Below are 23157 nucleotides of genomic sequence, written 5' to 3' on the forward strand. Positions count from 1 at the left end.
CGCCGAAAAATCCTCAATTCGCCATGTCGTCGACGTCGGCATAACTGGGGAATTTTACTGCGGCACTTCTGGGGAAAATTCACGCGGCATTGACAACCGGCTGAAAGCAAAAGGAAAACCTGGAAAGGTCGCCATCGTCGCCGTCATGCGCAGGATGATCATCATCCTCAATGCCAGGATGCGAGACTATCGAGCAACGGTGCTTGAAACTTAACACCGTTGCATTCTTTTGGAGTATCGACGATCACAGAAGGGAGTCTCACCCCATCGTGACTTCTCGTCAGAAGGTTGAGCGGGTATTGCTGGCGTGTAACTATTTTTTGGATGTCGGCGACAAGAGCGCAAAGCGCGACATCCTCAGGAGTAAGCAGGTTCGACGGATGACCTCGACTGTATTCGCCCGCTATGCTCTGGTCTTCATGACCGTTGCCTGTACATCCGCCCAGGCCCAGGACGGTAATACGCCGCGGGGCGTCATCGAGCTCTTCACCTCGCAGGGCTGCAGTTCTTGTCCGCCGGCCGACAGGGCATTCGAAAGGCTCGCGCAGATGAGCGATGTCGTGGCGCTCGCCTATCACGTCGACTACTGGAACTACATCGGTTGGAACGACACGCTGGCCACGCCGGAGAATACAGGTCGCCAGTATGCCTATGCCCGCAGTCTGGGTCGTAGCGGCGTTTATACTCCGCAGGCCATTCTCAACGGCCGCGACCACCTGAAAGGCACCGACGCGGATGAGGTCACCCTCAAGCTGGACCGAATGCGACGGGAGGGTTTCGGACTTTCTGTGCCCGTTAGCGCGACGCGCAAAAACGAGGAGCTGACAATCACGGTCGGGCAGGGACATGGCAAGGCAGACGTCGTCATCGTCTATTTCCGCCGCAAAGAGGTCGTCGATGTTCTGAAAGGCGAGAATATCGGTAAGGAGGTTGCGTACTGGAACAGCGTCACCGACGTCCAGACCGTTGGGATGTGGGACGGAAGCGAACTCCACCTCGTGCTGCCGGCAAAAGTCATGGCGAAGGACGGGAACGATGGTTGCGCCGTCCTGCTTCAGACGTCCAGTGCGAAGGGAGAGCCGTCCGCGATTCTCGGCGCGACGATGATCATCGGCAAGGACGGAGCGTAACCCCTGAGGGGCGGTCCGGCCCAGAAGCATTGGGGGGCTGGGGGTAAGGGGTCAATGCAACAGACCGGACCTTTGGCGCGACGCGCCAACTCAGTGACGCCAGCTTCGGTCGCAAATGGGGCACTGTTTTGACCAAAATGCGGCGGCCAAAAGAAAGGTAGTGTGCTGCACTTGTTTGTGCACCGGCTTGCTTTTTCTACCGTCTGAGGCAAACTGTCATTCATCTGTCAAAATCGAAAAGCCGGGGAGTCTTGATGAGCGATCAGCCGGATTTGCCGCGCACGGACGCATCGCAGGCGAGCCATTCCGCGCCTATCGTCAGCCTACAGGATTACCGCCAAAGTCGTGATCCGCTTCCGGTCACGTTTCACCGCAAGGAACTCGATTCAATCCTCTGGATCTACGGACGCATGGTCGGCGAGGGCGAATGGCGTGACTATGCGATCGACCACCTGAAGGACAAGGCCGTCTTTTCAGTCTTCAAGCGATCCGGAGAACTGCCGCTTTACCGGATCGAAAAGGATCCGAAACTCGCCGCAAAACAGGGCGCCTATTCGGTGATCCATACCAGCGGGCGGGTGCTCAAGCGTGGTCACGAACTGACGCAAGTACTGAAAGTCTTCGACAAGAAACTGAAACTGGTGGAGTAGCTAGCCTACAAACAGGCAACCCGGATAGCTGTCCTCGTCCGGTACAGTAGCGTTGCCATCCCCCAGCGGCAATTGCATGAGAACGGTGTCGAGCCACCGTCCATGCTTGAAGCCGGTCCCGATCAGCGTACCTGTTAACTGAAAACCACAGGCGCTATGGAGGCGCACCGAGGCGGGGCTCGCACCGCCGATAACGGCGACCATCTGCCGAAAGCCAAGCGCCGTGCAGCGTCTTGCCAGTTCCTGCAGCAGTGCCTTGCCGATCCCTCTGCCCTGAGCTTCCCGTGCGAGATAAATCGAGTCCTCGACGAGCCATCGATAGGCCGGCCGGGTGCGGAAAGCAGATGCATAGGCATAGCCGAGGAATGCCCCGTCCTCATCGACGGCGGCGATATGAGGATAACCCCTACCGATTATCTCTGCGAAGCGCGAGGCCATTTCCTCTCGCGTCGGCGGAACCAGCTCGTAACTGGCCGTGCCCGTCACCACGGCGTCCGCATAGATTGTTGCCATCGACGAAACATCCGTCGACCTGGTGTCGCGTAGAATGTAGGACATCACTGAGATACCGGAAGAGATGCAATACCGGCATCTTCCACAAACATGGCCTCACGACAAGATCGACGTCCTGGTCGGACAATGAAAAGCCCGGCACTATCCGTGCCGGGCTCCGTTTTGCGAGTTGAGTCCGCTCAATACACTCACGCTCACGCGTGGATGTCGGTACCCTTCGTTTCCCGAAGGAAGATCATGCCGATGACGAACGACATGCCGGCGATGACGATCGGGTACCAAAGGCCGTAGTAGATATCCCCTTGGCTGCGCTCATCGCGAAAGCCGTTGCCGGCAGCAGACCGCCGAACCAACCGTTACCAATATGGTAGGGCAGGGACATGCCGGTGTAACGGATGCGGGTCGGGAACGTGTCGACCAGCATCGCCGCGATCGGACCATAGACCATCGTTACATAGATCATCAGGATCGTGAGAACGACGATCATGCCTGTCCAGTTCACGGCCTGGAGATCAGCAACCATCTTGACGGCACCAGCATTCGATCTCTCACCTTGTGGCCGGAGACGGGTACCCAATGATTCGGAAGCAGAGGCGCTTGGGCGGATAGCCGGTGAAGCCGTTGATGCTGCCGTTCGCCGCATCAACGGCGACGGACGACCATGGGTATTGGAGCTGCGAGATCAGGCGTTCGGCTCTTGGTGGGTGGGCGAGAGCACGCGTCGTACGCTTATGCTTCCACTTGACTCCGTCGAAAAACGCCTTAATAGCTCGGCCTGAGAAGGGATTCGTTCATGCACCGTTTCGGTCTGCCAATTGTCGCGGCATCCGACCTGGCCTATGCAGCCGGGCAGAGTGCGTTTGCCTCCCGTTCATCCACAATCAAGGCCAAAACGACGACGAAAACCGTCTGACGTCTCTGGCCTCCGCTCTCTCCCCGGCAAGGCCGGGGATACGGAAACAAGGCACTTGCCGAAGGTTTCCCCTCACCAGCCGTGGAGAGAAAGAAAGAGAGCAGGAAACATGGGTTTCAAGATTGCAGTTGTAGGCGCCACCGGCAATGTCGGGCGGGAAATGCTTGGTATTCTCGCCGAGCGCGGCTTCCCCGCAGATGAAGTTGTCGCACTCGCATCGGCACGGTCGCAGGGCACCGAAGTATCGTTTGGCGACAAGACGCTGAAGGTACAGAACCTCGAGAATTACGACTTCTCCGACACGGATATCTGCCTCATGTCAGCGGGCGGCACCATCTCGCAGAAGTGGTCCCCCAAGATCGGAGCTCAGGGTTGCGTCGTAATCGACAACTCGTCCGCCTGGCGCTATGACGCCGACGTGCCGCTGATCGTGCCGGAAGTGAATCCGGACGCCATCGTCGATTTCAAGAAGCGCAATATCATTGCCAACCCGAACTGCTCGACCGCCCAGCTCGTCGTTGCCTTGAAGCCGCTTCATGACGCGGCAAAGATCAAGCGGGTCGTGGTATCCACCTATCAGTCGGTCTCGGGTGCCGGCAAGGAAGGTATGGACGAACTTTTCAGCCAGACCCGTGCCGTTTTCGTCGCCGATCCGATCGAAGCGAAGAAGTTCACCAAGCGCATCGCCTTCAATGTCATTCCGCACATCGACGTCTTCATGGAGGATGGCTACACGAAGGAGGAATGGAAGGTTCTCGCTGAAACCAAGAAGATGCTTGATCCCGCGATCAAGGTTACCTGCACCGCCGTGCGCGTTCCCGTGTTCATCGGCCATTCGGAATCGGTGAACATCGAGTTCGAAAACGAAATCACGGCCGATCAGGCCCGCGACATCCTTCGCGAGGCCCCTGGTTGTCTGGTCGTCGACAAGCACGAGAACGGTGGTTACGTCACGCCGGTCGAGTGTGCCGGTGAGGATGCAACCTATATTTCCCGTATCCGCGAGGACGCAACGGTCGAGAACGGCCTCAACATTTGGGTGGTGTCCGACAATCTCCGCAAGGGCGCCGCACTCAATGCAGTGCAGATTGCGGAACTGCTCGTCAACCGCGGCCTGCTGAAGCCGAAGAACGCCGCAAATTGACATCTTGTGATTTGCTCCGCCGCCGGTCCAAGCCGGCGGCGGGTGCGTAAAGCCGGCGTGCGCGGAGCGTCGCCCTCAAGTAACTGGCGAGTGCGAAACTACCGCGTGACAGAATCAATACTGGCTGGCATGTTCACCAGCAAGGTTCAGGACGCGGAACACGAGGTCTCTATGCAATTCTCAAAGTTTGCCACTGCAGCTTTTCTGGCAATGGTTGTAGGCAGTGCAGCGGTCAATAATGCAAGCGCAGCGCAATGCGGCAAGACGTCCGCGGGATTCTCAGATTGGATTCAGGAATTCAAGCAGGAAGCGGCCGGACAAGGTGTGAACGCAAGGTTGCTCGACCAAGTGTTCGCGACCGTCTCTTACAATACCAACACCATCCGTGCGGACCGAGGCCAGAAGAGCTTCAAGCTCTCTTTCGATCAGTTCATGAAGAAACGTGGTGGTGCAGTCATCATCTCTCGTGGCAAGGCAATGAAGAAGAACAATGCCTCGCTGTTCTCGAGGATCGAAAGCAGGTACGGAGTCCCCGCTGGTCCGCTGATCGCCATCTGGGGCATGGAAACGGGGTTCGGCGGCTATATGGGCAACGAGCACACGCTTTCTGCCGTTGCAACCCTCGCGTACGACTGCCGCCGGACGGACTACTTCACCGACCAGCTCTATGCCGCGCTCCAGCTCGTCGGAAGCAAGTCGCTGGCCCTCAACGCCAGAGGCGCCGCCCACGGAGAAATAGGGCAGACGCAGTTTTTGCCGCGCAATGTCGTCCGCTTCGGGGCTGATGGTGACGGTGACGGCCGTATCGACCTCGTGCACTCGCGTGCTGATGCCTTGGCTTCCACCGCCAATTTCTTGCGTGGCCACGGATGGCAGACCGGCGCAGGATATCAGCCGGGCGAACCGAATTTTGGAGCGCTTCAGGGCTGGAACGCCGCATCCGTCTACCAGCAGGCGATTGCCTATATCGGTGCCCAGATCGACGGCCGGTAACGCGCAGCCCGGTAACGCGCAGCCACGCCGAATCTAGAGCTCGAGGCGCTGGAAATCACGCGTCTCGCGGTTCATGATCCAGAGTTCGCCATTGCCGATGTCGAACCAGGCGCCATGAATATTGAGCTTTCCGCGCTCCTCAAGGATCTTGACGCAGGGGAAAGTCCTGAGATTTGCAATCGAGTTGCGAATTGAAATACGCTCCAGTGCCGTCTGCCGTTCGCCGGCGGTCATGATGGAGTTTGCCTGAATCTGTTCGGCAGCGGGTTTCAATAGCCCCATCCACTTGCCGATGAAATCACCCGGCGAGAGAGGCTCCGCATTGGGATCGAGCGCCGCCCGAATACCTCCGCATCGTCCATGGCCCATGACGATGATGTCACGCACCTTCAGAGCCTGGACCGCAAATTCGAGTGCCGCCGACGTCGCATGAAATTGGCCGTCCGGCTCGTAGGGTGGAACCATGTTCGCAACGTTGCGGACCACGAAGAGCTCACCGGGACCGGCGTCGAAAATGGTCTCCGGGGCCGCCCGGGAGTCGCAGCAGGCAATCACCAATGTCTGGGGTTTCTGGCCGGTTTCGGCCAGAACGCGGTAACGTTCGCGCTCATCAACGTAGCGCCCGGTCATGAAGTTGCGGTAACCGGTAACGAGAGTGTCTGGAAAACGCAGCATGTATTTTCGATTATATTGGACCGGAAACAGATGCAATCCGTTCTGCCAACAAACTTGCATGACTTTCGGCGCCGGATGTGCTCCACACCGTTCATTGGGAAGCCTATGGTCTCAAGGCAGGATGCATGATCCGTCGAATCTGCACGAGTGCCATCGGTGACATCAGGCTCGACGCATCACTTTCCAACGTCAGCTCATCGCTCCCGCGCTTCATCGTTCGCGCCAATATTTCGTAGACACTCGCGGTTGCCAACTGGAGCGCCCGCTCTTCCGGTATCCCTGAAAGAAGGCGCGCCAGGAACACCGCGGCGAGAAGGTCACCCAGGCCGTTTGGCGGATTGTCGATCAATCTGTGCTCTGACAGCAATGCATGCCGGCCGGAAAGCAACAGGTTACCGACTCCACCCGCCATCATCGGCAGCGCTGTCGTCACCAGCATACGCGCATGACCGAGCGACAACGCGGCATCTATGATGGCGGTATTGTTCTCAAGCGAGCTTCCCACCATCCAGCTGAGCTCGTAACGATTGGGAGTCGCAATTGACGCAAGCGGGATAAGGTTGTCGCGAATTCCCTTTGCGGTCTCTTCGGAAACATAAAGGCCGCCCATATCTCCCATGACCGGATCACAGAGATAAAGAAGGTCGGGATTTCTCGCCTTGAGTGCCGCGACGAGCCGGGCGACAGCACGGGTTTGCCCCGCGTTGCCGAAGTAGCCTGTCAGTACCGCGCCCACCTCCGATATCCACGGGGCGTCGATCAGGTCATCAATCAGCTGGTCGAAGCCGGCTTCCGGGAACGAAAGTCGCGTCGACTTTCCATGCCCAGGATGCCACGGCAACACGACTGTCGGCAAAGCCCAGACAGGATAGCCCAACGTTTCCAATGCGAAGACCGCGGCGCGATTTCCGACCGAGCCCCGAACTACGTGGCTGGAGATGACGATCACCGCACAGGAAGGGCTTTTGTTCATGGTCGAATGTCCTCACCCACGATTTTTGTCGTATATTGGTAACAAAATCGCAAAATCACGTCATATTTCACCATTTCATTGGCGATTTGTATGGCAATCTTAAACGAGTCGATATTAAACAGCGGCTACACGAGTCGTGTTGTAGACTGGAGCATAAAGGAGGAAAGGCTCAATGGTCGCAAGCAGGAAATCCAAGCGGGATCACAATTGGGCACTGACCCAAAAGCGGCTTGAGGAACTGGGAAAGCCTTTCATCGATCCGGATATTCTGTTTGGTCGCGCCAGCAGCGACGACCTGGATCTCTACACGCAGGACATGCTTGCCTTTTCGGCCCAGCGGGCGGCAGAAGACGTGGCGGGGTGGAACGGACACGACCCGAAGATCACGATCAAGCTCGTGCCTGGAGTCGGGCACTCCGGCATTCCGACGAGCGTGCTTTCGATCGTCGATCGTAACAAGCCTTTCCTCTATGATTCAGTGATGGGTGAGGTCACCAGCCTCCATCGTGATATCTTTCTCGCGATCCACCCCATTCTCGTTACGGAACCGAACAAGGCGATCGAGCTTTTCCGGCCGGACAGGCCGACCGATCCAGCACATCGGATAAGCTATATCCAGCTGCACCTCGCGCCGCTCACGGACGAACAGGCGGATACGTTGAAGCAACGTCTGGCCTTTGTCCTCGAGCAGGTCCGCATGGCCTCGACTGACTGGAAAGAGATGCTCGCGGTTCTGGAGACCTCGATAGAAGAAGTAAGGCGCCTCGCACCCGGTCGTCGGCAAGCCGAACGTGACGAAGCGCTCGCGTTCCTCGACTGGCTCAAGAATGACAACTTCACGTTCCTCGGCATGCGGGAATACGTCTATACGGGCGAGGGGCCCGACGCCAAACTCGAGCGCGGCAGGGGGCGAGGCCTCGGCATCCTCGCCGACCCGGAGGTCTTGGTTCTCCGTCACGGCAAGCAGGCCGTGACGACGACACCGGAAATCCTGGAGTTCCTGCAGGGTCCGGATTTCCTCATCGTTACCAAGGCGAACGTGAAATCGGTCGTCCACCGGCGGGCATATATGGATTATGTGGGCGTGAAGCGCTTCGACGCAGCCGGAAAGGTGGTGGGCGAACTTCGCGTCGTCGGTCTCTTCACCGCGACAGCCTACACCCGCTCTGTAAACCAGATTCCGTTGCTGCGCGCGAAGGTCGAGAAAGTGGTCGAACGCTTCGGCTTCGACCCGCAAAGCCATTCCGGCCGCATGTTGCAGAACACGCTCGAATCCTATCCCCGTGACGACCTCTTCCAGATCGACGCTGAATTGCTTGCCCGATTCTGCGAGCAGATCAACGATCTTTCCGAGCGTCCGAGGGTGCGCGTCCTGCCGCGCATCGACCATTTCGACCGGTTCGTCTCCCTGATCGTCTATGTTCCACGAGAGGATTACAATTCTCTCGTGCGCGAGAAGATCGGAAATTACTTCAAGGAAGCCTATCAGGGCCATGTCTCGGCCTACTACCCGGCATTTCCGGAGGGCGGGGTCGCGCGCGTCCACATCATCATCGGCCGCAACGAAGGCAAGACGCCCCGAATCCCACAGGCCCGCCTCGAAGAGGCCGTACGCGCGATCACCGCGCGGTGGACGGACCGGTTCACGGCACTCGCCGGATCGGATGCACCAACACTCACCGTCACGCACGCCTATCAGGAAGCCTTTACGCCTGAAGAGGCCGTGGCCGACCTGCAGCACATCAATGCCTGCCTCGAAGGGCAGCCGGCCAGCATCAGCTTCCACGAGCAAGCCTCAGATAAGGGCAATCTTCTCTATCTCAAGATCTTCCATGCCGGAGAGCATCTGCCGTTGTCGCGACGCGTGCCGCTTCTGGAAAATCTCGGCTTTGGCGTCATCAGCGAACGCACCTTCGATATCCAGGTCGCGGCATCGGAAAGCCACAAGCTCGTGGTGTTGCACGACATGGAACTGGAAGTTCGCGGCGGAGGCGAGTTCGACATCGGTCGTGACGGGAAGCTGCTCGGGGATGCATTCCTCGGCGCTTTCAACGGTACCATCGGCAACGATACCTTCAATCGCCTGGTCATGACCGCTGGGTTGACTGCTCGCGAGGTAACCGTTCTGCGTGCCTATGCAGCGTATCTGCGCCAGTGCGGAATTGTTTATTCGCAGAACCATATTGCTGAAACGCTGAACAAATATCCGCAGATCGCCGCGTCCATCTTCAACCTGTTCCGCGACATCTTCGATCCGACACTTGGCGAGAAGAGCAGGCAGCGCAAGGTCAACGACAGCCGACAGGAGCTGCTGGCCGCCCTCGTCTCCGTGCCCAGCATCGATGAAGACCGCATTCTTCGCCGCTATCTGAATGCAGTCGATGCGACGCTTAGGACAAACTTCTTCCAGAAGGCTCCAGATGGCGAACCTCGTCCGATGCTCGCCTTCAAGTTCGATCCGCAGCGTCTGGAAGGTCTGCCTGAACCACGTCCGTTCCGCGAGATCTTTGTCTACGGCGTCGAAGTCGAAGGGGTACATCTCCGGTTCGGCAAGGTCGCGCGTGGCGGTCTGCGCTGGTCCGACCGTGCCCAGGATTATCGCACGGAAGTGCTTGGGCTCGTGAAGGCCCAGCAAGTCAAGAATGCCGTCATCGTACCGGTGGGCGCAAAGGGTGGTTTCTTCCCCAAGCAGCTTCCGTCGGGCGGAAGTCGCGATGAATACCTGAATGCGGGCAAGGAAGCCTATAAGACATACGTTACGACGCTGCTGTCGATCACCGACAACATTCAAGGCGGACGGATCGTGCCGCCGGCGGACACCGTACGGCTTGACGATGACGATCCATACTTCGTCGTTGCCGCCGACAAGGGTACCGCGACATTCTCCGATACCGCAAACGCCCTTGCGCGTGCAGCCGGTTTCTGGCTGGACGATGCCTTCGCGTCGGGTGGTTCCGCCGGTTACGACCACAAGAAGATGGGCATCACGGCCCGAGGTGCCTGGGAGGCCGTCAAGCGGCACTTCCGCGAGATGAACATCGACATACAGTCGACACCCTTCACGGTGGCCGGTGTCGGCGACATGTCGGGAGACGTCTTCGGCAACGGCATGCTGCTGTCCGAAAAGATCCGCCTCGTTGCCGCATTCGATCACCGCGACATTTTTATCGATCCGGATCCGGATACGGCCCTTTCCTTCGCTGAGCGCAAGCGGCTTTTCGCCCTGCCGCGGTCCAGCTGGCAGGATTACGATCACAAGGCGCTTTCGAAAGGCGCAATGATTATTTCCCGCAGCGTGAAATCCATCGAGCTGACGGCGGAGGCCGCCGCCGCGATCGGCCTCGAACAGATGACCGCGACCCCCTTTGAAATCATGACGGCAATCCTGAAGGCACCGGTTGATCTTCTCTGGTTCGGCGGTATTGGCACCTACATCAAGGCGCCGGGGGAGACGGACGCGGAGGTCGGCGACCGGACGAACGACGCGATCCGCGTAAACGGAAACGAGGTCCGCGCCAAGGTTATAGGGGAAGGGGCAAATCTCGGCGTCACGCAGCGTGGAAGGATTTTCTATGCCCTCAACGGCGGACGTCTGAACTCGGACGCCATCGATAACTCCGCAGGAGTGAACTCCTCCGACGTCGAGGTCAATATCAAGATCACCTTGGCGCCGGCTGTTGCGGAAAATCGCCTTACCATGGCGAAGCGCGACAAGTTGCTCGCCGACATGACGGACGAAGTTGCGTCGCTCGTTCTGCGCAACAACTATCTGCAGCCTTTGGCCATCTCGCTCACCGAAAGGAAGGGCGTTCGCAATCGCGAAGAATTGAGCCGGCTGATGTCGTCGCTCGAGACAGCGGGACGACTCAATCGCAAGGTCGAGATGCTGCCTGACGACAATGCACTTGCCGAACGCTACGCGGAAGGCAAGGCGTTGACCCGCCCGGAGATAGGCGTTCTGCTCTCCTACGCGAAGATCGTCCTCTTCGACTCGCTGGTGGCCTCAGATCTGCCGGACGATCCCTATTGCGCGACGACGCTGTTCAATTATTTCCCTGCGAAGATGCGCAAGGCGTTCGCCGCAGACATCGCCGGGCACCGCCTGCACCGAGAGATCATCGCCACCGTTTTGGCCAATCATGTGATCAACCGTGGAGGCCCGGGCTTTGTCGTCATGACCGCGGACGCAACCGGCGTTCTTCCTGCCGACGTCGTCAAGGCGGCACTGTTGGTGAGAGACGGGCTCGATCTTACCGATCTGTGGGCGCGTATCGACGCGCTGGACGCCGAGGTGCCCGGAGAACTGCAAAATAGACTCTACGCAGCCGTGGCGGAGGTCTACACCGGCGTTTCGCGGCTGCTCGTCGAAACGGGACTCTCGACCGGCAGCATTACCGATGCGCTTGCCCGCCTCAAGTCGACGGTTAGATCGCTGAAGCAATCGTTTGGAACCGCTCTGCCGGAAGAACTGCGTCAAAGACTTGACCGTGAGATTGCCGATCTCGTGCAGGCAGGTGCGCCGGAGGACCTTGCCGGTGACGTCGTTCGCCTTTCCGTCTTGTTGCTGGTACCGGAGGTCATGCAGATCGCCGGGCGAACCGGCGCGACAATCGCGCGCACCGTCAGCAGCTACTTCACGGTGTCTGGGGCCTTCAGCATCGAACGCCTCTTGGCAGCGGCCAACCGCGTGTCCACGACCGATCATTACGAAAGCCTCTCGCTGACCCGCAGCATCCATCAGATCGGTGCGGCGAGGCGTGACATCGTTGCCGAAGCGCTGTCGCTATACGCCAGGGAGAGGGACCCGATTGCTGCGTGGTGTCAAGCAGATCCGCAGCGCATCGACCAGCTTGTCACCGAGCTGGTTGCGATCACCGAGAGCGGCGATCCGAGCCTTTCCAAAATCGCGGTTGCCGCGGGCCTTCTGACGGATCTTGCGCACGGAAAGACAAGGTGACACTCTCCCCCCGAAACATTCGGGGGAAGAGTTGGTGGCGGTTGAAATTGATATGTCGCCGGCGGAAACCGCAAAGGTGCCCGCCCGCGGAATTTGGGGCTGGATGCTGTTCGACTGGGCAGCCCAGCCCTTTTTTACAGTGGTGACGACGTTCATCTTCGGACCCTACTTCGTCTCGAGGATGACTTCCGATCCGGTCTCTGCCCAGGCGACATGGAGCAATACGGCGACGATCGCATCGATCATCATCGCCGTACTCTCCCCCATTCTCGGATCAATTGCCGATCAGTCCGGCAGTCGCAAGCCGTGGATCGGCTTTTTCGCCGTGATCAAGATTGTAAGCCTGAGCCTGCTCTGGACCGCTGCCCCGGGCTCGCCTGTCTTCGTCCCAGTCATTCTGATCATCCTCGCCACGGTGTCAGCCGAGTTTTCCGTCGTCTTCAACGACTCCATGATGCCACGTCTCGTCACACCTCAAACGGTGGGTCGTATTTCGAACATCGCCTGGGGCCTCGGTTATCTTGGTGGAATCATCGTCCTCACTGCTGTGGTGACGCTGTTGGCGGCGAACCCGAAGACGGGAATGACGCTGATCGGCCGACCGCCACTTTTCGGTCTGGATCCCGCAAGTGGCGAGGATGCGCGCATCACGGGACCGATATCGGCTCTCTGGTATCTCATCTTCATTCTGCCGATGTTTTTCTTCACGCCGGATGCCACCAAGGGCAAGCCTTTCGGCGAGGCCGTAAGAGCCGGATTGAGCGAACTCGGCAAGACGCTGGGTGAATTGCGGGGAAGATCTGGGCTCGCTCGCTTCCTGATCGGACGCATGATCTACCAGGACGGTGTGAACGGGCTGCTGGTGCTGGGCGGCGTTTTTGCCGCAGCGATGTTCCAATGGTCTACCCTTGAAATCGGCCTCTACGGGATAATCCTGAATGTCGTCGCGATCTTCGGCTGTCTGGCAGCCGGCAGCGTCGACCGGCGGTTCGGCTCGAAATTCACAGTGCTTCTCAGCCTTATCCTTCTGATCGTAGCGACGTTCGGCATCATCTCGACCGGTCCGGGCTATACGCTCTTCGGTGCCGTCAGCTTTTCCGCGGCAACCACGCCCGGCCTCTTCGGAACCGCCGCCGAAAAAACCTATATCCTGTTCGGCATCCTGATCGGCCTCGCCTTCGGCCCCGTTCAGGCTTCGTCCCGTTCCTATCTCGCCCGCAGCGTCCCACCGAAAGAAGCAGGACGCTACTTCGGTATTTACGCACTCTCCGGTCGCGTCACGAGTTTCATGGCTACCTTGAGCTTCTCGATGCTGACCTATTGGACCGGCTCACCGCGCGTCGGCATGGCGAGCGTCCTCATCTATCTTGGAGGGGGATTTCTCGTGCTGCTCACTACCCCGTATCCGGCCGGCAGCAATCCCTCAACCGGCCTGAAATAGAAAGAGCCCGGCCGAGGCCGAGCTCCAAAAAGGCAACGGGGTTGCTACGATCAGTGGCGGAAGTGCCGAATGCCGGTGAAGACCATCGCCACGTCATGCTCGTTGGCTGCCGCGATCACTTCCTCGTCGCGCATCGAGCCGCCGGGCTGGATGACGGCCGTCGCACCCGCCGCAATGGCGGCAAGCAAACCATCGGCAAAGGGATAAAAGGCTTCGGAGGCAACCGCCGACCCCCTCGTCAGCGGCTGAGGGAGGCCGAGCGCCTTGGCCGCGTCTTCCGCCTTCATGGCCGCGATGCGCGCGGAATCGACACGGCTCATCTGCCCCGCGCCGATGCCTGCCGTCTGACCGTCCTTGGCGTAGATCACCGCATTCGATTTGACGTGCTTGGCTATCTTGAACGCGAATTTCATGTCTTCGAGTTCGGTCGACGTCGGCGCGCGCTTGGTGACGACGCGCAGATTGAGATCCTCGACGACCACGTTGTCGCGCGACTGAACCAGCAGCCCGCCGGAAACAGTCTTTGCCGTGATTCCCGCAGCCCGCGGATCGGGGAGGCGGCCCGTCGTCAGGAGGCGAAGGTTCGCCTTCCGGGCGATGATCGCCTTGGCTTCTTCGGTGACGTCGGGCGCGATGATCACCTCGGTGAAGAGCTTGACGATCTCGTCAGCCGTCTCCCCATCGAGTGTCTGGTTGAGCGCAATGATGCCGCCGAAAGCAGAGACGGAATCGCAGGCAAGTGCTCGCTTGTAGGCTTCGACGAGAGACGATCCGGTCGCAACGCCGCAGGGATTGGCATGCTTGATGATCGCGCAGGCAGGCCCGTTTTCGGGTGCAAACTCGGCGACCAGCTCAAAAGCCGCGTCGGTGTCGTTGATGTTGTTGTAGGAGAGCTGCTTGCCCTGCAGCAGGGTGGCATTCGCGACGCCCGGGCGATCGTCGCCGGTGACGTAGAAGGCGGCGCTTTGATGCGGATTTTCGCCGTAACGCATCTTCTCCTTCAGAACACCACCGATCGTGCGATACATCGGAACATCGATCGAAAGGGCGTCGGCAAACCAGTTGGAGATCATCGTATCGTAGGCAGCCGTCCGGGCGAAGGCCTTCGCTGCCAACTGCTGACGAAGAGCGTAGGTCGTCTGGCACTCGTCGGACGTGAGCGCCGAAAGCAGCGGCTCGTAATCCGTGGGATCGGTGACGATCGTCACATAGGCATGGTTCTTGGCAGACGCACGGATCATCGCAGGGCCGCCGATGTCGATGTTCTCGACGGTCGTCGGATAATCCCCGCCGGCCGCCCGAACCTCCTCGAAAGGATAGAGATTGATGACAGCGAGATCGATCGCATCGATGCCGTGCTCACGCATGGCCTGCTGGTGCTCCGCATCGTCACGGATGGCCAACAGGCCGCCATGAACGCGCGGATGAAGCGTCTTCACACGTCCGTCCATGATCTCCGGAAATTCCGTGACGTCGGAGACATCCGTGACGGGCAGACCGGCGCCAGCTATCGCCTTGTGAGTACCGCCGGTCGACAAAAGCCGCACACCCATGGCGTTCAGTGCTTGGGCAAGCTCGACAATGCCGGTCTTGTCCGAGACCGAAAGAAGAGCGGTCTTGATCTTGACCCGGTCGGGAGCGGGTATTTTCTTCGATACGACGGCCATGATTTTCTGCTCCAATCTAGTGGTCGTGCTGCGGCAGCGCCGAGGATAGCATGTGTCGCTGCCGCCTAGCACAGCTTGCAGCAAGAGGAAACCGGCCTAAGACTTATGGGCGAGAAACCAGCGGATTTCCGGGCCGTCAAAGGCAATTTCGATCTGCTCAGAAGAACGTGCACCGGAGGCATCGGCAAAGAACACGTCCTCGCCAATCACCAGTTCGCCCGTCGGAACGGAGAAGACCCAAGTCTCACCGTCCGGGGCAATCAGATGGACGGCACGATCTTCTACCTGCTTGAGATGCACCGCCGGATGGATGTGGAACCGTCCAACGCTTTCAGGTGGTGGCGGATCTTGCAGCGGCTCGCCGTTCGCCAGGAGGAAACGATCACGTCCGGCGATCTTTGTCCCCGCCTCGTTCATGCGTAACTCCCGCTCGTGCCAGAGGCCGAAATCGAGAAGATAGCCGTTGTGGCGTGCACAGAGCCGATCGCTCCCGTCGGCCGCTGTTTGTCGCGTCAGCTCGACGGTCGTTACGCCCGACACCATCAGCGGGCCGAGAAAGGGTGAACGCGAGATCCTGGCGGAGGACATCTCGCCAACGGAAACGGTCGAATGCGCCGCAGTTGTCCGCGCCAGCTGGCGCAGCTTCTCGCCGGAAAAGCGGGGAGAACCGCTGTTGACGATGAGGCGATGGCGGCCGGAAGAGAACTCGAAGGAGAGGCAGCCGGCGTGAGCTGTCTTGGACAGTTCCGTCGAGCGAGGGTAGCCGGTATCCATGAGCACGACGGCCGAACCCGCGGAGAGCCGGTGGTACTGCGAGTGCGGCAGCGCCTTGAAAGGTTGACCGGCTGTCTCGTCGTACCGCAGCACCGACATGAGTTCGTTGGCGAGAATCGAGGTCGCGCCGTTAAACAGGGCGAGATCACCGCTGCCGTGCCGGAAGAAGCGGACTGCAGGATACATCCTGTCTATGGTCGGGATGAGTTTCACCGGTATGTCGTGGCCGAGGTTGATATAGGTCTGGCGCAGCGGCAGGAGATCGAACAGGATTTCGACCGCCGCGTTTGGGTTACGCGAGATATGACCACCGTCCGGCAGAACCTGCCGGTCCAGTTCGCGGTCGAGGTGCCGCGCCGCCCGGCGAACAGAAACGCCCCGCATCTGCATGGAAATCGAAGCCATGGCAAGGGCGATCCGGACTCTGAGCCTTGGCAGTCCATCGGGAACATGATCGGCTATCTGGTTGAGGTAGCGGATCTGAAAGGCGAGGTTGTTGAGGAAACGACGATAGAAGCCGCCCTCGGCGTCCTGCAGGACGACCGGTGAATGCGACAACCAGGCGATAACCCGTTGCGCAATCACGTCCGCGTCCCACGGCAGTCCGGCGATGCGGGTGCCATGTATTCGAATCCAGTCGTCGACAATGGCTCGAGCGTTGGCGCATGCCTCCGCCGTCTTGTCAGCACGCACATGCCGAAGCCAAGCGAAAGAGTGCAGACGAACCGCAAAGAGTTGCGAAGGCGCCTCAAGTTCGAAAGGCGACCGGTCACCCGCATCCAGAATCTTTCCCGCGAGCGGAAAGCGCCGGACGAGGATTTCTTCGGAGACGAACGGATCGACAATCCTGAGGTCTGTGGGTGCGACAATCAGGCGACCTGGTCCCGCTCCGGCAAAGCGCAGGGCTGAAATGTGGCCGATCGCGATCTGCCGGGAGATCCGTCTCCACGCCTCACGGAGGTAAAGATAGACCAGCCTTTGGCGTTCCGTGAATCGCATCGTTTTTCCATGGCGCGCGGCTGCGCCGAAATCGGGCGAGGAACTTGCCAGAGTCTCGCCGTGTCATGCCCACCAGACGCGTGCGCATGAACGACCCGCGCAATGAGCGATTAGCCGTTATTCTGCGATGATGGCAACGGTTTTGGTAAATATTCCGTTAATCGCGCCGGAGAATGCAGGCGTAGAAGCCGTCAAGACCACCTTCTGCTCCCTCCAGCCTCAGCATTGCGGGCGTGGTTCGCAACTCGCCGCGCGGAGTGACCGCTTCTTCGAGGCCCGGCCAATCGGCAGCGCTAATGCGTTCTCGTTGATAGCCGGGCGTATCGGCGAGGACGCGCGCGACGACCTCCTCCCCCTCGGAAGGATCAAGCGAACAGTTCGAGAAAACGACGAGGCCGCCCGGTCGCACCAGCGTCAGGGCATGTCGAAGAAGCCTCTCCTGCAGACCGGCGAGTTTGGCCACATCCTCCGGCCCCTTAGTCCAAAGCACGTCGGGGTGCCGTCGTGCCGTCCCCGTCGACGAGCAGGGTGCGTCGAGCAAGATGCCGTCGAAGAGCTCGGCCGGCCGGAAATCGAGCAGATTGGCATTCACGCATTCGCACTCGAGATGCAGCCGGGCGAGATTCTCCCTCAGCCGCCGAATACGATTCTCGGACTGTTCAACGGCAGTAACGACAGCTCCGCCCTGGATAAGTTGTGCGGTCTTGCCGCCGGGTGCCGCGCAGAGATCGGCCACCCGTTGGCCGGCGACGTCACCGAGAAGTCGGGCAGGCAAAGCGGCAGCCGCATCCTGGACCCACCATTCGCCATCCGAAAAACCTTCAAGAGTGGGAATTCCACCACGAAATCCGGCAAGCCGAATGCTGCCCGTCGGCAGAACACATCCATTGAGACGCTCTGCCCAACCTTGAGGATTGCTCTTCACCGTGAGATCGATGGGGGCAGGGCGGCTTTGGGCGTCGGCTATTCGTGCCGCTGCATCAGCTCCATAGACGGCCACAAGACGATCGAAGAACCATTTCGGCGTCGAGGGAAGCGAAGCGACACTCGCGAGTCGCGCCGCCTTCTCCCGTCCCAGCCGCCGCAGGACGGCATTGACGAGCTTTGCGAACCGCTTGTTGCGGGGATCGCGTATCGCTTGTTCGACCGCGAGATCAACCGCTGAGTGATCCGGCACGTCGAGATAAAGCATCTGCGTCATCGCGACCACGAGGAGGTGGTGCAAAGAACGGGCACCATCCGGCAACGGCGATTCGAGAAGCGAAGAGAGAATAGCCTCGATTCGCGGCAAGTGCCTAAGGGCAGTCTGTAGAATGGCGCGCACCAAGCCGCGATCCGCCTCGCCGAGCGCTCTGTATGCAGGATTTCCATGCTCCGCATCCAGCATGCCGTCCAGAGGCGTCCGACGATCAACAACAGCCGCAAGGATTCTACTCGCCGCGATTCTGGCATCCAGCCCGGCTTTCGCATCTGAGGCGGCCCGGCGGTGGTCTGGGGCGCTGTTCCTGTTCCTCGTCTTGTCGGCTGCGGCCTTCTTACTCTTCTCTTTGTCGTTCAAGACCACGGTCCTTTGGGCGGTTGCGAGCCAATGCGGCCGCGCCCGGTATCCGGAACAGAGCGCGATCTACGGCTCGGCTTAACAGCGGAATTGGGCCGCGTCGATACCGACCCCGTACCTTCCGCCATCCGCATCAGCTCGGCGATCCTGTTTTCCGTGTTTGGATGGGTCGAAAAGAGATTGTCCATGCGTTCGCCGCTCAAGGGATTGATAATGAACATGTGTGCCGTCGCAGGATTACGTTCGGCATCGTCGTTGACGATGTGGGCACTGTCGCTTGCGATCTTGCGCAGGGCGGACGCAAGCAAGCGGGGATCACCACAGATCTCGGCGCCACGACGGTCGGCCGCATACTCACGGGTACGACTGATCGCCATCTGGACCAGCATGGCGGCAAGCGGGGCGACGATCATGGTGACGAGCAGTCCGACAGCGCCGAGCGGGCTATTCTCATCGCGGCGACCGCCGAAGAAGAAGGCGAAATTGCCAAGCATCGAGATTGCACCGGCGAGGGTCGCGGTAATCGTCATGGTCAGCGTGTCACGGTTTTCGACATGGGCAAGCTCATGTGCCATAACGCCGGCCACCTCTTCCGGCGTCAGACGATGCAGGAGGCCGGTCGAGGCGGCCACGGCTGCATTCTGCGGATTGCGACCGGTTGCGAACGCATTCGGCTGAGGACTGTCGAAGACATAGACGCGCGGCATCGGCAAGCCCGCCTGTTGCGCCAAATCCCGGATGATCCGGAAAAATTCAGGGGCGTTACTCTCGTCGACTTCCTGTGCCCGGTAAGCGGCGAGCACCATGCGGTCGGAATTCCAATAGGAGAAGAAGTTCATGGCCGCCGCGATCACGAGAGCGATAAACATCCCGCTCTGACCGCCTATCAAATAGCCGACGCCCATGAACAGCGCCGTCATAAACGCCAGCAGCATCGCGGTACGAACGAAATTCATATCTTGCTCCTTATGCTTGTCACAGTTGGACATAGCCGACCGCGACAGCTACATTATGATTTAAAAATTCAGCCGGCGATTTCAATATTTGCCGGGTACCAACGCATCATGGACGCGAACGAACATGACACCTTTCGAAGATCAGCCACATTCGTCCTCGGGCGGCGCCTCCGATACGGCACAACCGGTGAAGAAGAAGCTATCTGCTGCAGCCATACGCGCACTGAAGGAGGCCGAGGAAAGGCGTCGTAACGAAACCATGATCGAGCCGCCGCGAGAGATCGGCGGGCGAGGGGGTGCCGATCCTGCGCGGTTCGGCGACTGGGAGATCAAGGGTCGGGCGATTGATTTCTAGTAAGGAATAAATACCCATTGTCGGCGCCCAAAGATCGGAATATAATCCTTCAATGCGCTCGACTTCTCTTTACGCCCTCTTGCTCCTGTTGGCCGCCTTTATCGGGCACCCCGCGGCCGCTTCCGGGGATCACTTGATCTCGGGGCCCGTGGAGGCGAAACTCATTCGCGTTGTGGACGGAGATACCCTCCTGGTCAGTGCCGCTCCGTGGCCAGGACATAGCATCGAGACCTATGTCCGACTGCGTGGAATCGACGCACCGGAGTTGCATGCGAAGTGTGAGGCGACCCGTCTTGCCGCGCAGCAAGCACGAGATGGCCTGTCGAGGCTCCTCACCACGAAGGTTTCGCTGCTCGCCATCTCGGGTGACAAATATTACGGCCGGGTGCTTGCCGACATTCGCTTGGAGGACGGGCGAAGCGTCGCGGACGTCTTGCTCGCCTCCGGACTCGTGAAGTCATATGACGGCGGCCGAAAGCCTCTTCACCCCTGCAATTGAAAAGCAAAAGGCCGCCCCACGACATGGGGCGGCCTTTCTGACCTCTCGCGTCAGATCATTTACTGACCGTTGCGATTCTGCCGGTTGGCGATAAGGTCGTCGACAACACTCGGATCCGCGAGGGTTGACGTGTCGCCAAGTGAGCCAAAGTCGTCCTCGGCAATCTTGCGCAGGATACGCCGCATGATCTTGCCGGAGCGAGTTTTTGGCAATCCCGGGGCGAACTGGATCTTGTCCGGCGTGGCGATCGGTCCGATTTCCGCACGCACGTGCTTCAGGAGATCCTGACGCAACGCATCGTCGCCGGCGTGATCGGCCATCAGCGTGACGTAGCAGTAGATGCCCTGGCCCTTGATCGGATGCGGATAGCCGACCACCGCAGCCTCCGAAACCAGATGGTGCGACACAAGCGCGGATTCGACTTCTGCCGTGCCGAGTCGATGACCCGATACGTTGAGAACATCGTCCACGCGTCCCGTGATCCAGTAATAGCCGTCTTCGTCGCGGCGGCAGCCGTCGCCGGTGAAGTACTTGCCCTTGTAGGTCGAGAAGTAGGTCTGTGCGAAGCGGTGATGGTCGCCATAGATCGATCGTGCCTGGCCCGGCCAGCTGTCGACAATGCAGAGATTGCCGTCGGCGGCTCCTTCGAGCACATTGCCCTCGTTGTCGACGAGCTGCGGCTTGATCCCGAAGAACGGGCGCGTTGCGGAGCCGGGCTTGAGGTCCGTCGCACCCGGCAGCGGCGTGATCAGGATGCCGCCCGTTTCCGTCTGCCACCAGGTATCCACGATCGGGCAACGCTCGTCACCCACCATGTTGTAGTACCACTCCCAAGCCTCCGGATTGATCGGCTCGCCGACCGATCCCAGCAGACGAAGGCTCGAACGGCTCGAGCGCTTCACGAAATGATCGCCGGCCCCCATCAGCGAACGGATCGCCGTCGGAGCGGTGTAGAAGACGTTCACCTTGTGCTTGTCGATCACTTCCCAGAATCGGCCCTGGTCGGGAAAGTTCGGCACGCCTTCGAACATCAGCGTCGTCGCACAGTTCGCAAGCGGTCCGTAGACGATGTAGGAGTGGCCCGTCACCCAACCGACGTCCGCCGTACACCAGTAGATCTCGCCATCCTTGTAATCGAACACGTACTCGTGCGTCATCGAGGCGTAGACGAGGTAGCCGCCGGTCGTATGCACCACTCCCTTCGGCTTGCCGGTCGAACCGGAGGTATAGAGAATGAAAAGGGGGTCCTCGGCCCGCATTTTGACCGGCGGGCAGTCAGGCTTCACCTTGGCGATTTCCTGATGATACCAGATGTCGCGGCCTGGAGCCCATTCGATCTTGCCGCCCGTACGACGAACGACCAGGACCTTGTTGACGATGACGAACTGCTTGGCGGCGATATCGATCGCGGTGTCCGTATTCTCCTTCAGCGGCACAGGCTTGCCACCGCGAAGACCCTCGTCGCACGTGATAACGAAGGTCGATTCGCAGTCCACAATGCGCCCGGCCAGCGCTTCCGGAGAAAATCCGCCGAACACCACGGAATGCACGGCACCGATGCGGGCGCATGCCAGCATGGCATAGGCCGCTTCCGGAATCATCGGCATATAGATGGTGACGCGGTCACCCTTCTTCACGCCGTGGGCCTTCAGCACGTTCGCGAGACGGCAGACATGCTCGTAGAGCTGATTGTAAGTGATCTTCTTGTCGATGTAAGGGTTGTCGCCTTCCCAGATGATCGCCGTGCGTTCGCCGTGGGTCTTCAGATGGCGGTCGATACAGTTGTAAGAAACGTTCGTCAGTCCGTCTTCATACCACTTGATCGAAACTTTGCCCTTGAACGTCGTGTTCTTGACCTTCGTGTAGGGCTTGAACCAATCGATGCGCTTGCCGTGCTTGTCCCAGAACTTCTCCGGATCCTCCGTGCTCTCCTCATACCACTTCAGGTATTTTTCGTTGTCGACCAAGGCTCGGCTCTTCGCCGCCTTTAGGACCGGATAGATTTTGGCTGACATGAACTCCTCCTCATGTAGAAACGCCAACTGGTCTGGACGCCGAACTCCCGTTTTCGGCCATATGTGCCACATTCATAGCAGGTCATACAGACCCAGCAATTAGACAAAGGTCATCCGTTTTAGGAAGAATTGCAATTACCGTTTAATGAGGGTATACAGCTCATTATTCTCCGGAAATTGTGGTTGATACCCACGGCCCGCGGCCCCCGGCGCGGACGCAAAGAAGGACTATTTCCATGGCTCAGACATTGCTCATGCCAAAGGCAACGGCCGTATGGCTGGTCGATAACACAGCATTGTCGTTCGATCAGATCGCACAATTCTGCAAGCTTCACCCGCTTGAGGTCAAAGCCATTGCAGACGGTGAAGCAGCGCAAGGCATCAAAGGCCTGGACCCGATCGCAACCGGGCAGCTTTCGCGTGAAGAGATCGCCCGCGCCGAAGCTGATCCGAACCATAAGTTGAAGCTGCAGGAGCCTAAGGTACGCGTTCCGGATTCCAAGCGTCGTGGTCCCCGCTATACGCCCGTCTCAAAACGCCAGGACCGGCCGAACGCCATCCTCTGGCTCGTGCGCAACCATCCTGAATTGAAGGATGCGCAGATCTCGCGGCTTGTCGGCACCACCAAGAGTACGATTGAACAGATCCGCGATCGTACCCACTGGAACTCGGCAAATCTCACGCCGATGGACCCGGTCACCCTCGGCCTCTGCAGCCAGATCGACCTCGACATGGAAGTCGAGAAAGCCTCGAAGGGCCGACCGCTGCCGACCGCTGCCGAACTCGGTGCAACTCTCCAGTCGGCGACCGAGACTGAAAACCTTGGCTATGACTTCTCTCAGGACGAAGAGAAGGAAATTGATGCCAATGCGGTTTTCGCCAAGTTGAAGTCGCTGAAGTCAGACCGCAAGGACGACGAAGAAGACGATCTCTACTGAGCCGCTT

The 23157-nt window shown here is 59.3% G+C and carries 17 protein-coding genes and 2 pseudogenes; 10 read left to right on the forward strand and 9 right to left on the reverse strand.

Annotated features, from left to right (window positions below; genetic code table 11):
* The 3 genes and pseudogenes from DFR48_RS22310 to DFR48_RS19650 form a co-directional block, all read left to right on the forward strand.
* A pseudogene (locus DFR48_RS22310) lies at window positions 1-214 on the forward strand (hypothetical protein); the annotation flags it as partial.
* Window positions 215-380: 166 nt separating this feature from the next.
* Window positions 381-1130, forward strand: a complete 750-nt coding sequence (locus DFR48_RS19645) for a DUF1223 domain-containing protein (RefSeq protein ID WP_114364919.1) — start codon at window positions 381-383, stop codon at window positions 1128-1130.
* 254 nt (window positions 1131-1384) lie between these two features.
* The gene (locus DFR48_RS19650; protein WP_114364920.1) at window positions 1385-1780 is read left to right on the forward strand and encodes a DUF2794 domain-containing protein; all 396 of its coding nucleotides are present in this window, start codon (window positions 1385-1387) and stop codon (window positions 1778-1780) included.
* On the opposite strand, the gene DFR48_RS19655 is transcribed toward DFR48_RS19650, so the two are convergent.
* Window positions 1781-2338: a GNAT family N-acetyltransferase gene (locus tag DFR48_RS19655; RefSeq protein ID WP_114364921.1), complete on the reverse strand. Its 558-nt coding sequence runs from the start codon at window positions 2336-2338 to the stop codon at window positions 1781-1783.
* A gap of 149 nt (window positions 2339-2487) precedes the next feature.
* Window positions 2488-2828, reverse strand: a pseudogene (locus DFR48_RS19660) (MFS transporter); the annotation flags it as partial.
* Window positions 2829-3315: 487 nt separating this feature from the next.
* On the opposite strand from DFR48_RS19660, the gene DFR48_RS19665 reads away from it, so the two are divergent.
* Window positions 3316-4350 (forward strand): aspartate-semialdehyde dehydrogenase, encoded by a 1035-nt coding sequence (locus tag DFR48_RS19665; protein ID WP_114364922.1) that lies wholly within the window; start codon window positions 3316-3318, stop codon window positions 4348-4350.
* 171 nt (window positions 4351-4521) lie between these two features.
* Window positions 4522-5343 carry a lytic murein transglycosylase gene (locus DFR48_RS19670; protein WP_114364991.1) on the forward strand — a complete coding sequence of 274 codons (822 nt, stop codon included), beginning with the start codon at window positions 4522-4524 and terminating at the stop codon, window positions 5341-5343.
* Window positions 5344-5376: 33 nt separating this feature from the next.
* Here the strand turns inward: DFR48_RS19670 and DFR48_RS19675 are convergent, their stop codons facing one another.
* Together DFR48_RS19675 and pdxY are read right to left on the reverse strand one after the other, a co-directional pair.
* Window positions 5377-6018: a carbonic anhydrase gene (locus DFR48_RS19675; protein WP_114364923.1), complete on the reverse strand. Its 642-nt coding sequence runs from the start codon at window positions 6016-6018 to the stop codon at window positions 5377-5379.
* Between the two features lie 103 nt (window positions 6019-6121).
* Complete coding sequence (gene pdxY, locus DFR48_RS19680; protein ID WP_114364924.1) at window positions 6122-6991, reverse strand: pyridoxal kinase PdxY; 870 nt, start codon at window positions 6989-6991, stop codon at window positions 6122-6124.
* Between the two features lie 172 nt (window positions 6992-7163).
* Here pdxY and DFR48_RS19685 point away from each other — a divergent pair, with 172 nt between their 5' ends.
* Both DFR48_RS19685 and DFR48_RS19690 read left to right on the forward strand, forming a co-directional pair.
* Window positions 7164-11948, forward strand: a complete 4785-nt coding sequence (locus DFR48_RS19685) for an NAD-glutamate dehydrogenase (protein WP_114364925.1) — start codon at window positions 7164-7166, stop codon at window positions 11946-11948.
* 52 nt (window positions 11949-12000) lie between these two features.
* Complete coding sequence (locus DFR48_RS19690; RefSeq protein ID WP_114364926.1) at window positions 12001-13389, forward strand: MFS transporter; 1389 nt, start codon at window positions 12001-12003, stop codon at window positions 13387-13389.
* A 50-nt stretch (window positions 13390-13439) separates the two neighbouring features.
* Here DFR48_RS19690 and purH read toward each other — a convergent pair whose 3' ends face one another.
* From purH to htpX, 4 genes are all read right to left on the reverse strand, one after another.
* Window positions 13440-15056 (reverse strand): bifunctional phosphoribosylaminoimidazolecarboxamide formyltransferase/IMP cyclohydrolase, encoded by a 1617-nt coding sequence (purH, locus tag DFR48_RS19695; protein WP_114364927.1) that lies wholly within the window; start codon window positions 15054-15056, stop codon window positions 13440-13442.
* A gap of 96 nt (window positions 15057-15152) precedes the next feature.
* Complete coding sequence (locus DFR48_RS19700; RefSeq protein ID WP_114364928.1) at window positions 15153-16829, reverse strand: heparinase II/III family protein; 1677 nt, start codon at window positions 16827-16829, stop codon at window positions 15153-15155.
* A 157-nt stretch (window positions 16830-16986) separates the two neighbouring features.
* Complete coding sequence (locus DFR48_RS19705; RefSeq protein WP_425359271.1) at window positions 16987-18393, reverse strand: RsmB/NOP family class I SAM-dependent RNA methyltransferase; 1407 nt, start codon at window positions 18391-18393, stop codon at window positions 16987-16989.
* The gene (htpX, locus tag DFR48_RS19710) at window positions 18384-19343 is read right to left on the reverse strand and encodes a zinc metalloprotease HtpX (RefSeq protein WP_114364929.1); all 960 of its coding nucleotides are present in this window, start codon (window positions 19341-19343) and stop codon (window positions 18384-18386) included. Before htpX ends, DFR48_RS19705 begins: the two co-directional genes overlap by 10 nt.
* Before the next feature lie 124 nt (window positions 19344-19467).
* Here htpX and DFR48_RS19715 point away from each other — a divergent pair, with 124 nt between their 5' ends.
* Window positions 19468-19698, forward strand: a complete 231-nt coding sequence (locus DFR48_RS19715) for a DUF1674 domain-containing protein (RefSeq protein ID WP_114364930.1) — start codon at window positions 19468-19470, stop codon at window positions 19696-19698.
* Between the two features lie 52 nt (window positions 19699-19750).
* Window positions 19751-20197: a thermonuclease family protein gene (locus DFR48_RS19720; protein WP_114364931.1), complete on the forward strand. Its 447-nt coding sequence runs from the start codon at window positions 19751-19753 to the stop codon at window positions 20195-20197.
* Between the two features lie 59 nt (window positions 20198-20256).
* On the opposite strand, the gene acs is transcribed toward DFR48_RS19720, so the two are convergent.
* Window positions 20257-22212: an acetate--CoA ligase gene (gene acs / locus DFR48_RS19725; protein ID WP_114364932.1), complete on the reverse strand. Its 1956-nt coding sequence runs from the start codon at window positions 22210-22212 to the stop codon at window positions 20257-20259.
* 236 nt (window positions 22213-22448) lie between these two features.
* Here acs and DFR48_RS19730 point away from each other — a divergent pair, with 236 nt between their 5' ends.
* Window positions 22449-23150: a DUF1013 domain-containing protein gene (locus tag DFR48_RS19730; RefSeq protein WP_114364933.1), complete on the forward strand. Its 702-nt coding sequence runs from the start codon at window positions 22449-22451 to the stop codon at window positions 23148-23150.
* Window positions 23151-23157: the final 7 nt, after the last annotated feature.

It is taken from the genome of Ciceribacter lividus (assembly GCF_003337715.1).
GTDB classification, from domain to species: domain Bacteria; phylum Pseudomonadota; class Alphaproteobacteria; order Rhizobiales; family Rhizobiaceae; genus Allorhizobium; species Allorhizobium lividum.